The following is a 13,181-nucleotide window of genomic DNA, read 5'->3' as shown; positions in this document are numbered from 1 at the left end:
CATAGCTCGTGCGTGTATTCGTTCCGTCCATATAAAAAACTAGACAGGAGACATACCATGAAGAAGGGTGACAAAGAGTCGAAGCAATCCGTATCAACCCGCAGGAAGTTCCTCGGAACCGCCGCCGCGAGCACCACGCTGGCCGTGCCCATGATCGCGAGCGCACAGGGCGCAACGAAAATGCGCTTCCAGAGCACCTGGCCGAGCAAGGACATCTTCCACGAGTACGCGCTCGATTTTGCCAAGAAGGTCAACGACATGACCGGCGGCGATCTGCGGATCGAGGTGCTGCCGGCGGGCGCCGTGGTGCCGGCCTTCGGCCTGCTCGACGCCGTCTCGAAGGGCACGCTCGATGGTGGCCACGGCGTCATGGGCTATAACTACGGCAAGCAGAGCGCCATTGCCTTATGGACCTCGGGCCCGGCCTTCGGCATGGACGCGAACATGGTGCTCGCCTGGCACAAGTATGGCGGCGGCAAGGAACTGCTGGCCGAGCTGTATAACGGGATCGGCGCCAACGTCGTTTCCTTCCTCACCGGGCCGATGCCGACCCAGCCGCTGGGCTGGTTCAAGAAGCCGATCAGCAAGACTGAAGACCTGAAGGGCCTGAAGTTCCGCACCAACGGCCTGGCGATCGACCTGTTCACGGCCATGGGCGCGGCGGTTAATGCGCTGCCTGCCGGCGAGATCGTGCCGGCCATGGACCGCGGCCTGCTCGACGGCGCCGAGTTCAACAATGCGAGCTCGGACCGCCTGCTCGGCTTCCCGGACGTGTCGAAGGTGTGCATGCTGCAAAGCTTCCACCAGAGCTCGGAGACCTTCGAGATCACCTTCAACAAAACCAAGTACAACGCGCTGCCGGCCAAGCTGAAATCGATCATCGAGAACGCGGTCGAAGCGTCCTCGTCCGACATGGCGTGGAAAGCCGTCGACCGTTACTCGAAGGACTACCGCGATTTGCAGGCCAAGCAGGGCGTCAAGTTCTACAAGACGCCGGACGCGGTGCTGCAGACGCAGTTGGCGGTCTGGGACGAGGTGGTGGCCAAGAAGGGCGCCAACAATCCGCTGTTCAAACGCGTGGAGGCGTCGATGCGCGCCTTCGCCGAGCGCGCCATGAAGTGGGACATGGACACCAACAACCCGCGCCGCATGGCCTACAACCACTACTTCGGCCGCAAGGCGCCGGCGCCGAAGAAGGCGTAAGCGCTAGCGGCAGCAGTCGATAGTTAGCAGTCATGCGCGCCACCCCCGCATTGCGGGGGTGGCGGTTTTGTGGCGACCGGGAGCAGTTTCATGCAGAACGTATTGTTTTTCGTCGACCGGGTCAGCAGCCGGGTCGGCCAGGCCTTTTCCTGGCTGATCGTGGTGCTCACCTTCCTCATCACCTGGGAAGTGTTCGCGCGCTATGTGTTAAATACGCCGAATCCCTGGGCCTTCGACCTGATGATCATGATGTACGGCGCCGCCTTCATGATGGCCGGCGCCTATACGCTGGCCAAGAACGGCCATGTGCGCGGCGATGTGCTGTACAGCTTTTTCCCGCCGCGCCTGCAGGCCGGCCTGGACCTGCTGCTCTACATCGTCTTCTTCATCCCCGGCGTGGTCGCCCTGTGCTGGGCCGGCTACACCTATGCCGCCGAGTCGTTCGCCATCCGCGAGCATTCCACGCTCACCGCCAACGGCCCGCCGCTGTATCCGTTCAAGATGGTCATTCCGTTCGCCGGCATCCTGCTCCTGCTGCAGGGCTTTGTCGAGATCGTGCGCTGCGTGGTGTGCCTGCGCAACGGCGAATGGCCGGCGCGTGAGCCCGATGTCGAGGAAGTCGACGTCGACAAGCTCAAGGCCATGGTGCGCGCGGACGATGCCAGCGAGGCGAAATCGACATGAGAAAAGAAATCTGGTTCGGCCTGTCGATCCTGATCGCGATCGTCGTCGCCCTGTTTGCCCTGATGCCGGCGCCCGCCGACATGACGAACGGCCACCTGGGCCTCCTGATGCTGGCGCTGGTGGTGGTCGCCATCATGCTCGGGTTCCCGACGGCGTTCACGCTGATGGGGATGGGCATGATGTTCGCCTGGTTCGCCTTCCATAGCACCGACCCGGGCCAGGCGGTCGGGCTCACGCTCGACCTGATGGTGCAGCGCGCCTATTCGGTCATGGCCAACGATGTCCTGATCTCGATCCCGCTGTTCATCTTCATGGGCTACCTGGTCGAACGCGCCAACCTGATCGAACGGCTCTTCAAAAGCCTGCACATCGCCATGGCGCGTGTGCCCGGCTCGCTGGCGGTGGCGACCATCGTCACCTGCGCCATTTTCGCCACCGCCACCGGCATCGTCGGCGCCGTCGTCACGCTGATGGGGCTGCTGGCGCTGCCGGCCATGCTTAAAGCCGGCTACAGCACCCAGCTGTCGGCCGGCTGCATCACGGCGGGCGGCTGCCTCGGCATCCTGATTCCGCCGTCGGTGCTCCTGATCGTGTATGGCGCGACGGCCGGGGTATCAGTGGTCAAGCTGTACGCGGGCGCCTTGTTCCCGGGGATCATGCTGGCCGGACTGTATATCGGCTATGTGCTGTTAGTGGCCAAGCTCAAGCCGTCCGCGGCGCCGCCGCTGCCGGCCTCGGAGCGCATCGTCGCGCTGCCGGCGTTCACCGAGGCCATCCCCAACGCCTACCACAAAGGGGCGGTGACCGGCCTGCTTGGCGCGATCAAGGGCCCGCGCGCGGCGAACGTGCCGAGCCGCACCTTGCTGTCGAACCTGTTCGTGGCCTTGCTGCCCGCGCTTGCATTCGTCGCCGTCATGGGCGTCGGCTACCGGATCGTCACGGCGCCGGAAGCCGCCCCGACGGAGCTGGTCGAGATGGGCGCCCAGGAAGATATCGATGCGGCATCGGGTAGCGGCGCCGACAGCGGCGGCCTGCAGGAGCCGCCCGCCGAAGGCGGGCTGGCCGAACCGCCGGTGGAAGGCGCGCTGGCCGAGCCGCCGACCGAGGGCGCCGCGGCAGGGCCGGCAACCGCGCCGCCGGAGCAAGCCGCCGCACCCGCGGCGCCGGCGTCCCCCACGCGCATGGGGGCCGCAGCAACTCTCCCGGCAACCGAGCCGCTCGCCAAACCCGCGTCCAGCACCTACTGGACCATCCTGGGCGTCGGCGCTGCCGCGCTGCTCATCTTCTACGTCTTCTTCAGCTTTGCGCGGCTCGAGATTTTCAAGATGCTGCTCGGCTCCTTGTTCCCGCTGGCGATCATGATCCTGGCCGTCCTCGGCAGCATCGTGTTCGGGCTGGCGACGCCGACCGAGGCGGCGGCGATGGGTGCCTTCGGCGGCCTGATCCTGGCCATTGCCTACCGCCGCTTCAATGTCAACCTGCTGCGCGAGTCGGCCCACCTGACCGCCAAGACAACGGCCATGGTGTGCTGGCTGTTCGTCGGCTCCAGCATCTTCTCGGCCGCGTTCGCGCTGCTGGGCGGGCAGGAAATCATCAACGAGTGGGTGTTGGGGATGAACCTGACCCCGGTGCAGTTCATGTTACTCGCGCAGGTGATCATTTTCCTGCTCGGCTGGCCGCTCGAGTGGACCGAGATCATCGTCATCTTCATGCCGATTTTCGTGCCGCTGCTGGCCCACTTCAACATTGATCCGCTGTTCTTCGGGCTGCTGGTGGCCATGAACCTGCAGACCGCCTTCCTGTCGCCGCCGGTGGCGATGTCGGCGTTCTACCTGAAGGGCGTTTCGCCGCCGCACGTGACCCTGAACCAAATCTTCATGGGCATGTTGCCCTTCATGGGGATCCAGGTGCTGGGGATTGTCTTGCTGTACACCTTCCCGGCGATCGGGCTGTGGCTGCCCGGGGTGTTGTACAAGTAGGGATTGAGGACAGGAAAGTGCGGGCAAGCGGGCGTCCTGCACTTTCAAATTGGCAGTAGCTCAGGGAACGAACCCTGTATCATGGGCCATCTTCCCTGACGCACCGGCCGGCTTATGCTTTCCTTAGAGCACTTCGAGGCTGTTTTCAACAGCCTCACCATTCCCACAGCCCTGTTTTCTCCCTCGGCAGATCCGGTGTTTGTCGCAGTTAACGATGTGTTTTTGAAAACGAGCACGCGCAGCAGGGAAGAACTTCTCGGATCGCGTCTGTTTGCGATGTTTGACGGTACTGCCGGCAACCCGGAAAACCCGAGCGTCATCGCCCTCCGGGAGTCGATTACGCTGACCATCGACAGCGGCACGCCGCAGACCATGCCTGCGCAGCATTACCCGATCAAGGTCCGGAAAGCCGACGGGGCCGAGGTCTATGAGGACCGCTACTGGAACGCCGTGAACGCCCCCGTTTTCGACGCGGCGGGTCGTTTGCTGTTCATCCTGCACCAGACCTTTGATATTACCGAACAAGTAAAAGCCCAGGCCCAGCAGCGCGAAACGACTGAACTCTACAGTACCCTGATCGAATCGATGGATGACGGGTTTTGCATCGTCGACGTGATCTACGACGACGCGCAGCGGCCAGTCGACTACCGGTTCCTGGACGTCAATCGCGCATTCGAGGACCAGACCGGCCTGAAGAACGCGCGCGGGAAGTCCGTGCTCGAGCTGGTGCCTCATAGCGACTCGCACTGGGCCGAGCTGTACAGCGTGGTCGCCCTGACGGGGAAGCCGCTGCGGCTGGTCGAAGAACCCTCGCCACTGGGTCGCTGGTTCAATGTGTACGCGACGCGTGTCGGCGATCCGAAAGAGGGCAAGGTCGCGGTCCTGTTCACCGATGTCACGAACAGCATGCTCACGAAGAATGAGTTGCGTACCCTGGCCACCGACCTGTCCAATGAAAACCGGCGCAAGACCGAGTTCCTGGCGACCCTCGCCCACGAGCTGCGCAATCCGCTGGCGCCGATTCGCACCGGGCTCGAGCTGATCCGGCTGTCGGAAGCGAACCCTGCCGCCCGTGCCCGCATCTACGGGATGATGGAACGCCAGCTGAACCAGCTGGTACACCTGATCGACGATTTGCTCGATATCGCCAGGATCAACAGCGGCAAGGTCGAATTGAAAAAGGAACGGATCGACCTGCGCGACGCCGTGACGAATGCCGTCGAAGCGAGCTTGCCGATGATCCAGGCGGCGCGGCATGAACTCGACGTATCGATGCCGGATGTGCCCCTGGTGCTCTACGCCGACCCGACGCGCTGTACGCAAATAGTGAGCAACCTGCTCACCAATGCCGCCAAATATACGCCAAGCGGCGGCAGGATCGCGGTCTCTATCGAGCACGACGATGACAGCGTCACCATCGCCATTACCGACACGGGCATCGGCATCCCGGCCGACGCCTTGTCCGAAGTATTCGACATGTTCAGCCAGGTGTCACGCAACATGGGCCGCGCGCAGGGAGGGCTCGGGATTGGCCTGTCGCTGGTGCGCAGCCTGGTCGAGATGCACGGCGGCAGCGTGAGTGCCGAGAGCGCCGGCGCAGGAATGGGCAGCAGCTTCGTCGTGCGCCTGCCCTTGATGAGCGCCGTCGAGGTGGACAGATCCTTGCCCTTGCAGCAGCCTGCCGAGGCCCCCGTCCCGGAAGGGAAAAGCCTGAAAGTGCTGGTGGCAGACGACAATGTCGACGCCGCCAATACGATCATGGCCTTGCTGGAGATGAGCGGGCACGACGTGGACATCGTCCATGACGGCCGCCAGGCGCTGGAAAAAGCCAAAGCATGCGCGTACGACCTGGCGATCCTCGACATCGGCATGCCGGGCCTCAGCGGTTACGAGGTTGCGGCGGCACTGCGGCAAATTGCCGGCCACGAGAACACCTTCCTTGCGGCGCTGACCGGGTGGGGAGCGGAAGAGGACCGGGCCCGTTCGAAGACCGCGGGATTCAATGCGCATTTGACCAAGCCTGCGGCAGTCTCGGAGATCAACCAGTTGCTGTCCCCCTTGCTGCGGGGCAGGGCGAAGGTGGGTTCCCTCAATTCGTGACAGCCGGCGCGGCGCGCGCGAACGCCGCGGCTCATCGTGTCCGCGGTACGCTCGTCGCCAGCAGTTGCCTCAGCTTGTCCGTATCCATCGGCTTGACGAAGTGATGCTCGAAGCCGCTTGATTTCGACAGGACCCGGTCATGGGCCTGGCCATAGCCAGTGAGCGCAATGAACAGGGCGTCGGCAGTGACCGGATCGGCGCGCAGGCGCCGGGCAAGTTCGTAGCCGTCGATATCGGGCAGGCCGATGTCGAGGATGAAGACCTGGGGCCGGACCTGGCGCGCCGCGGCGATCGCCTCGATCGGATGGGCCTGCACCGATACCCGGTGCCCCTGGGCTTCCAGCAGCACCGCAAGCGACTCCGCCGCATCGACATTGTCGTCGACGATCATCACCTGCAAGGACGCCGCGCCGGATGCCGGGCCAGCCGTATCAGGGTCGGGCGGGGCTTGCGCGCGCCCCTGCGCCACGGCGGGCAGGGCGATGGTGAAGGTGCTGCCCAGCCCCGGGCCGGGGCTGGCGGCGGTCGCGCTGCCCTTGTGCAGCGCGACGATTGTCTTGACGAGGGCCAGGCCGATGCCGAGCCCGCCCTGGGCGCGGTCCGGCGTGCGCTCGGCCTGCGTGAAGAGCTCGAACACCTGGGGCAGCAGGCGGCTGTCCATGCCGATGCCGTTGTCGCTGACGCTGATCCTCACCAGGCCCTCGCCGGTATCGACATCGACGATCAGGGTGATCTCGCCGGCCTGGGGCGTGTATTTCGCGGCATTATTCAGCAGGTTGGCGATCACCTGCACCAGGCGCGTACGGTCGCCGTCCACAGTGGCCGGGGCGGCGTCGGTGCGCACGACGAGCGTGTGGCGGCGCGCCTCGATCAGCGGGCGCGCCTGTTCGACGGCGCTCGACACCGCGGACTTGATGTCCACCAGCGCCTTGTCCAGTTCCACCAGGCCGCGCGTGACGCGCGACACGTCCAGCAGGTCGTCGACCAGCGCCGTCATGTGCCGCACCTGGCGGCTGATGACTTCGCTCGCCTTTTTGGTGCGCGGATCGTGGTCCTTGGTGAGCCGCAGCATTTCGGCGGCGGTGCTGATCGGCGCGAGCGGGTTGCGTAGCTCGTGCGCCAGCATCGCGAGGAATTCGTCCTTCTTGCGGTTCGATTCGCGCAGTTCGAATTCGGCCTGGTAACGCTCGGTCACGTCGACGGTCACGCCGCGCATGCGCAGCGGGCGGCCTTCCCCGTCGAACTGGACTTTCCCGCGGCTGTCGAGCCAGACCTGCCTGCCGTTGTCGGGACGGATGAAGCGCACGACTTCGGCGTAGGCGCCGGCGCCGTCCAGGGCGCGGCTGTGGGCCGTGGCAATCGTGGCGCGGTCGTCGGGGTGGATGTACTGGCTGACGGCGCCCATCTTCTGCGGCGAAAAGCCCAGCACCCGCGCAAGGTTATCGGAGTAGGCCAGTTCGCCCGTGTCGAGGTTCCAGTCCCAGACGACCATCTTGGCCGCGTCCATGCCGTCGCGCAGGCGTTCGTCGCTCTCGCGCCGGGCCGCCTGGGCCTCCACCGAATCGGTGACGTCATAGCCCTGCGCGAAAATGCCGATCGTGACGCCGTCCTGGTTGCGGTAGGGCTCGTAGACCAGGTCGACATAGCGCTGGACGGTCGGCCCGTTGCGCTCGCGCTGCACGGACACCGGCATCGCGCGCGTGGTCCACGCCTTGCCGGTCCGGTACACGCTGTGGAGGAATTCCTCGAAGCCCTGGCCGGCCACCTCTGGCAGCGCTTCCCATACCGTCTTGCCGACCAGTTCACGGTGGCCGACGAGCTGGTAATAGGCTTCGTTGACCAGCTCGAAAACATGCTTCGGTCCCATCAGCACGGCGACGAAACCCGGGGCCTGGTTGAACAGGCTGCGCAGGTGCTCGCGCTCGTTGTTGAGGATGCGCGACAGCGCTTCGTGCATCTGGGCGCGGTTGAAGTTTTCGGTATTGCTGTCGCTCGGTGGCGTCAGCTTGAGCGTGGCCGACTGTGACCGCTCGTCGAAGCGGTACAGCTCGGTAACATCGACCGGATTCTGGAACACCAGGATCGGCGTGCCGTGTTCGTCCAGCACCGGCGTGTGCACGGTACTCCAGTAGCGTTCATCGAATTTCGTTCCTTCCGCCGTGTGTACCGGTACCGCATAGCGGACAAAGGCCGTGGTGTCCGGCTCGCCCTTGGCGAGGGCGCGCAGCAGCGACGCCTTGACCTCGGTGATGTTGGTTGCCTCCGGATTATCCGGGTCCTCGGGAAAGGCCTCGAAGACATAGCGCCCGACAATATCGGCTTCGGTGCGCTGCACCGAGCGCAGGTACGCCCCGCTGGCGCCGACGATGGTGAGGTCGGGCGTCATCACGAGATAGGGATAGGGCGTAGCGCGAAAGAGCGCCTGGAAGTCGGATAAATTCATCCTGAGATTGTCGCATGCCTGCCTGCCGGGTCCTATAGGCTACAGCGATGTGCAGCAGGCATTCTTTCCGGTTGGAAGCGTAAAACACCGCTATCATATGCACCCGTTCAATTAGTGCCTCTCCTCATGACCGACACTCCTGCCGCGCCGCGACTGTTTCGCCTCACCACGTTCACGATGTTCGCGGTCGGGGCGGCGGTTGCGCTCACGGTGTTGCTGCATCTGGTCCTGGTTGGTCACTTTGCCGAGAAGCAGGGGCAGCGGGAGGCGGAGCTGCGGGTCCAGCAACTGTCGTGGCAGATGCGCGATTCGCTCAACCGTGTCGTGGCCAGCGCCGTTGAGGACGTCCAGCTGCTGGCCGAGCTGCCGCAGGTGCGCTCGTTCGCGGATGCGGACGCGAGCCGCGGCGTGCTCGAGTCGCTGCAGCGCTCGTTTCCCGATTACGCCTGGATCGGCATCGCCAACCGGGAAGGGACGGTAATGGCCGCCACCGGGCGGATGCTGGAAGGCGTGAACGCCCGGGAACGCCCGTGGTTTGCCGCCGGCAGCCAGGGCTTGCGTGCCACCGACTACCATCCGGCACTGCTGTTGAACAAGGTGTTGCCAAAGACCGCCGACCCGTGGCGCTTCGTCGATGTGGCCGCGCCCTTGAAGGACGAGACCGGTGCAGTGCGGGGCGTGGTCGCGGTGCACATGAGCTGGGAGTGGGCGCGCCGGCGTGCGCGCGAGTTGCTCACCCCGGCCCTGCGCGAATACGGGGCCGAGGTCCTGGTGGTGCGCGCGGACGGCACCGTGCTGCTCGGCCCTGCGGCGCTGGTGGAGGGGCGCATCGACCTGCCCAGCCTGCGGCTGGCGCAGCGCGGCGAGAGTGGCGCCTTGCGCGAGCAGGGACCAGACGGCAAGACCTACATCACCGGCTACAGCCGCACCGGCGCCGCCGGCAACCCGGCCACCCTGCAATGGGCGGTGCTGGTGCGCCACACCGAAGAGGCGGCAATGGCCGGGGTGCGCCAGCTCGAGCGCCGCATGATCGTGCTGAGCGCCCTGATGGCCGCCATCCTGGCCGGCTGTGCCGCGCTCCTGGCGCGCCGCTTGACGCGGCCGATGGATGCACTGAGCCGTGCGATCGAAGGGGCCGCGCAGGCCGGAGAGCGCGGCCTGGCCGTTGGCCAGGGCGTTGACATTCCTGTCGTCAACGGTTTCCATGAAGTCCAGGTGCTATCGCGCGCCATGCGCGAGCTGGTGCGCAGCGAACAGGGGCACCGGCTGGCCCTGGAGACGATGAACCAGCAGCTGGAAAGCACGGTCGCCGCCCGCACGGCCGAGCTGCAGGCGCTGCTGCGGCGCGACACGCTCACCGGTCTGCCGAACCGCCGCGCGCTGATGGAAATGCTGCCCGAGGCGCTGCATCGCGCGGCGCGCTCGCGGCAATGCTGCGCACTGCTGTTCCTCGACCTCGACGGGTTCAAGGGCGTCAACGACACCCATGGCCACGAGCAGGGCGACGAATTGCTCAGGCAGTTCAGCACGCGCCTCGTGTCGGCGCTGCGCAAGACCGATACCGCCGCCCGCCTGGGCGGGGACGAATTCGTCGTCGTCCTGGAGGGCCTGAACGACGCCGGCGACGCCCGCCACAAAGCCGCGCAACTGCTGCCGCTGCTGGACGCGCCGTATGCGCTGGCGCAGGCCAGGGTGAGCGTCGGCGCCAGCATCGGAATTGCCTTGCACATGCCGGACGATTCCCACGATACAGAGCGCTGGATGGTTAGGGCGGATGGGGCGATGTATGCAGCCAAACGTGGCGGTAAAGGAACAATTGCGCTTGCGCCAGTGGTAACAAAAGCAGGTTGAAGCAGTAATCGTCAGACTCTGCCTACAAAAAGAGAAGCCAATCTGGTCAGCTGTATGTGCGACATTCGACAGATGAAGCTGTCTGGGAGAGGTAAGGTAGAGGCGTAGAGAGGATTACGCCGATGCTCAAGTCGTTCGTCACAGTCGTCACAGTCGTCACCGTCGCCACAAGCGCCGTACTGGCCCCAAGCACCGCTGCGCACGCGCAAAGCGGCGTCACGACCTACGGCGTGATCGATGCCGGCGTGGTCAGCCAGAAGGGCTGCGCGGGATCCTGCACGACAACGGTCGGCAGCGGGCTCGCCTCGGAGTCGCACATCGGCATCCAGGGCAGCGAACCGCTGGGCGAGACCACGGCGGCAGTCTTCGCGCTCGAAACCGGGGTGCGGGTCGACACCGGCCGTGCCGACGAGGGCCAGCGCAATGCGCTGCGCCAGGTCTGGGTGGGCCTGGCCGGGGAATTCGGCGCGCTGACCGTCGGCCGCCAGTACAGCCTGCAATACCTGGCGCTGACCGACGTCGCCGATCCGTTCAAGGGCGGCATGGCCGGCAGTGCCAGCAACCTGATCGGCGGCCCACGCCGCGTGAACAACAGCGTCCAGTATTACGGCTCGCTCAGGCGCGGCCTGTCCGCCGGCGCCTCGTATTCGTTCAAGGAACAGGTCGACACTTCGCCGGCCGGCCGCGCGTGGGGCATGACGGTCGGCATCGAACGCGGGCCGCTGACCGTGCGCGCCGCCCACCAGAACCAGAGCGCGGTGCGCGTCCAGTTCAACAGCAAGACCAGCAACGACGCCGTCGCCCGCAATTCGATCCTGGCCGCCAACCTGCGCCTCGGCTGGGGCACGGCCTATGCCGCCTACAGCCTCAGCCGCGGCTGGGCCGGCTCGCCCCTGTTCAATCCCGACAATCCCTACGGCGCAGGCATCGCGCGCACGGCCTCGAGCAACAGCCGCGACGTGCTCGTCGGGATGGCGGTGCCGGTCGCGCAGAACACTACCTTCCTGGCGTCGTACATTACCAAGGACGACCGCGACCTCGCCAACCAGGACGCGAACCAGCTCGCCATCGGCGCCAGCCACGCGGTGTCGCGCCGCACCGATTTCTACGCCGCCTACTCGCACATCCGCAACCGCAACGGCGCCGGCTATACGGTCGGCAACGCCAGTTCGCGCGGGAGCGGAAACTCCGCCCTGAACGTCGGCATGCGCCACTCGTTTTAGTACCAACTTTCCCTTTGATTCAGGCGTGCGCGGCGACGTATGTTTCACATTTTCTGTAGCCTGAACCTATCTGACAACCATCTTCACGGAGGCATTATGACTGGCGCTAGCACCCTTGATCCGGACAACTTCCCGGAACGTCCTGACCGCAGCCTTGGCAAGGGCCATGGAACCGATGCACTCGGCCCGAGCGATTTGTCCGATACCGGCAGCGATGTCGTGGGCGGCCCCGGCTTTGCGGCCAACCTCGACGACGACCAGCTGGTCCACCTGGACCGCGGCACGAACGAGGAAGAAGAAAGCTACGCGGGCGACACCGCCGGTCCGGACATTGGCGACGCCGATTTCTCGGGCGACAGCGATGTCGGCGGCACCGGCGAGCGCGCCTCGGCCGGGCGCGATACGGTGGCCAGGGATGGCGCGGACATCGATACCGACCGCATCGAATCGATTCCCGACCTGCCGCTCACGGAAGAAGATACCGACTTCCTGACGAGCCAGCCGCCGGGAAGCGAACCGAAGCGCTAAGCAAGGAATGGTCGGGCCTACCTGGCCATTCCTGCAACAGGTTTTATCCCTCTCAATCGGACTAGACAGTCCGCGCCCCATTGCGCCGTGCCAGGCCCCAGGCCGCGAGTAGGGCGCCGCCGCCGAGCAGGGCAGCCGCCAGCGGCTTCTTGTTGAGGCTCACCGCCGTGTAGACCGAGGTTTCCCTGACAGTACGTTCCGGCATGCCCTGGCGCTCGCGCAGTGTTTGCGTGGGGTCCGGCGCATGCAGGGCGTCGCGCCGGCCCGGCACCTTGTCCACCTTCGACTTTTGCAGGCGCCACATGGACGCGTTCAGGACATGGTCGAGCACGCGCGGCATATAAGCATTGCTGGAGGAGACGATTTTCGAGGCGGCGCCGACAAAAATGTCGCGCTTCGGATGCTGCGCGGCGTGGAGAATGGCCTTGGCCGCGATTTCCGGTGCGTACACGGGCGGCGGCAGCACCGGCTCCTTCTCCATGTAGTTCTTCGCGTGCACCGCGAACAGCGTGTCGATGGCGGCCGGCTTGACCAGCGTAACCGAGATCGGCGCGCCTTCCTTTTCCAGTTCCATCCGCAGCGATTCCGTAAACGCTTTCACCGCATGCTTGGAAGCGGAGTACATGCCTTGCAAGGGCGTGGAGCGGTCCGACACTTCGCTGCCGACATTGATGAGGGCGCCACCGCCGCGCAGCTTCATGCGCTTGACCGCTTCCAGCGAGCCGTTCACCACACCCCAGAAGTTGGTCTGGAACAGGCGCTGGTGGTCTTCCAGCGAGACTTCTTCGAGGCGGCCGAAAATGCCGACGCCGGCATTGTTGACCCAGGTGTCGATACGGCCGAAGCGTTCCATGGCTGCCTGGCCGATGCGTTCGACATCCTGCGCGTTGCCGACATCGGCCTCCACGGTGCCCACCTGGGCGCCCCGGCGGCGCAGTTCGCTTGCCAATTGGTCGAGTGCCTCGCCGTTGCGGGCGACGAGCACGAGCCGCGCGCCCTGTTCGGCGGCGAGGCGGGCGGTGGTCAGGCCGATGCCGCTGCTGGCCCCGGTGATGACGATGACCTGTTCGTTGATGTTGCGAAGTTTCACGGACATGAGGGCTTCCTTTCCTGAGTAGTACGGGAAGACCGCCCTGGTGGGGCGGCCACGACTTGTCGAACTAGCACAGT

Annotated in this window: 9 protein-coding genes; 7 read left to right on the top strand and 2 right to left on the bottom strand. The window is 65.3% G+C overall.

Annotated elements, in window-relative coordinates; translation table 11 throughout:
- The first annotated feature begins 57 nt into the window (after positions 1-57).
- From ACFPN5_RS05180 to ACFPN5_RS05165, 4 genes are all read left to right on the top strand, one after another.
- Positions 58-1,203, top strand: a complete 1,146-nt coding sequence (locus tag ACFPN5_RS05180) for a TRAP transporter substrate-binding protein (protein ID WP_379780796.1) — start codon at positions 58-60, stop codon at positions 1,201-1,203.
- A gap of 90 nt (positions 1,204-1,293) precedes the next feature.
- The gene (locus tag ACFPN5_RS05175) at positions 1,294-1,887 is read left to right on the top strand and encodes a TRAP transporter small permease subunit (protein ID WP_379780794.1); all 594 of its coding nucleotides are present in this window, start codon (positions 1,294-1,296) and stop codon (positions 1,885-1,887) included.
- Positions 1,884-3,866, top strand: a complete 1,983-nt coding sequence (locus ACFPN5_RS05170) for a TRAP transporter large permease (RefSeq protein ID WP_379780792.1) — start codon at positions 1,884-1,886, stop codon at positions 3,864-3,866. The genes ACFPN5_RS05175 and ACFPN5_RS05170 overlap by 4 nt, the downstream gene beginning before the upstream one ends.
- A 276-nt stretch (positions 3,867-4,142) precedes the next feature.
- Positions 4,143-5,966, top strand: a complete 1,824-nt coding sequence (locus ACFPN5_RS05165) for a hybrid sensor histidine kinase/response regulator (RefSeq protein ID WP_379780790.1) — start codon at positions 4,143-4,145, stop codon at positions 5,964-5,966.
- A gap of 31 nt (positions 5,967-5,997) precedes the next feature.
- Here ACFPN5_RS05165 and ACFPN5_RS05160 read toward each other — a convergent pair whose 3' ends face one another.
- Positions 5,998-8,409 (bottom strand): hybrid sensor histidine kinase/response regulator, encoded by a 2,412-nt coding sequence (locus ACFPN5_RS05160; protein WP_379780788.1) that lies wholly within the window; start codon positions 8,407-8,409, stop codon positions 5,998-6,000.
- 126 nt (positions 8,410-8,535) lie between these two features.
- On the opposite strand from ACFPN5_RS05160, the gene ACFPN5_RS05155 reads away from it, so the two are divergent.
- From ACFPN5_RS05155 to ACFPN5_RS05145, 3 genes are all read left to right on the top strand, one after another.
- Positions 8,536-10,260, top strand: a complete 1,725-nt coding sequence (locus ACFPN5_RS05155; protein ID WP_379780786.1) for a diguanylate cyclase domain-containing protein — start codon at positions 8,536-8,538, stop codon at positions 10,258-10,260.
- A 122-nt stretch (positions 10,261-10,382) separates the two neighbouring features.
- Positions 10,383-11,483: a porin gene (locus tag ACFPN5_RS05150; protein ID WP_379780784.1), complete on the top strand. Its 1,101-nt coding sequence runs from the start codon at positions 10,383-10,385 to the stop codon at positions 11,481-11,483.
- Between the two features lie 96 nt (positions 11,484-11,579).
- Positions 11,580-12,011 carry a hypothetical protein gene (locus ACFPN5_RS05145; protein WP_379780782.1) on the top strand — a complete coding sequence of 144 codons (432 nt, stop codon included), beginning with the start codon at positions 11,580-11,582 and terminating at the stop codon, positions 12,009-12,011.
- A 61-nt stretch (positions 12,012-12,072) separates the two neighbouring features.
- Here the strand turns inward: ACFPN5_RS05145 and ACFPN5_RS05140 are convergent, their stop codons facing one another.
- The gene (locus tag ACFPN5_RS05140; protein WP_379780780.1) at positions 12,073-13,107 is read right to left on the bottom strand and encodes an SDR family oxidoreductase; all 1,035 of its coding nucleotides are present in this window, start codon (positions 13,105-13,107) and stop codon (positions 12,073-12,075) included.
- Positions 13,108-13,181: the final 74 nt, after the last annotated feature.

The sequence above is a fragment of the Massilia niabensis genome (genome assembly GCF_042655085.1).
GTDB classification, from domain to species: Bacteria; Pseudomonadota; Gammaproteobacteria; order Burkholderiales; family Burkholderiaceae_D; genus Telluria; species Telluria niabensis.
This window is presented reverse-complemented; position numbering and strand designations above follow the sequence as displayed.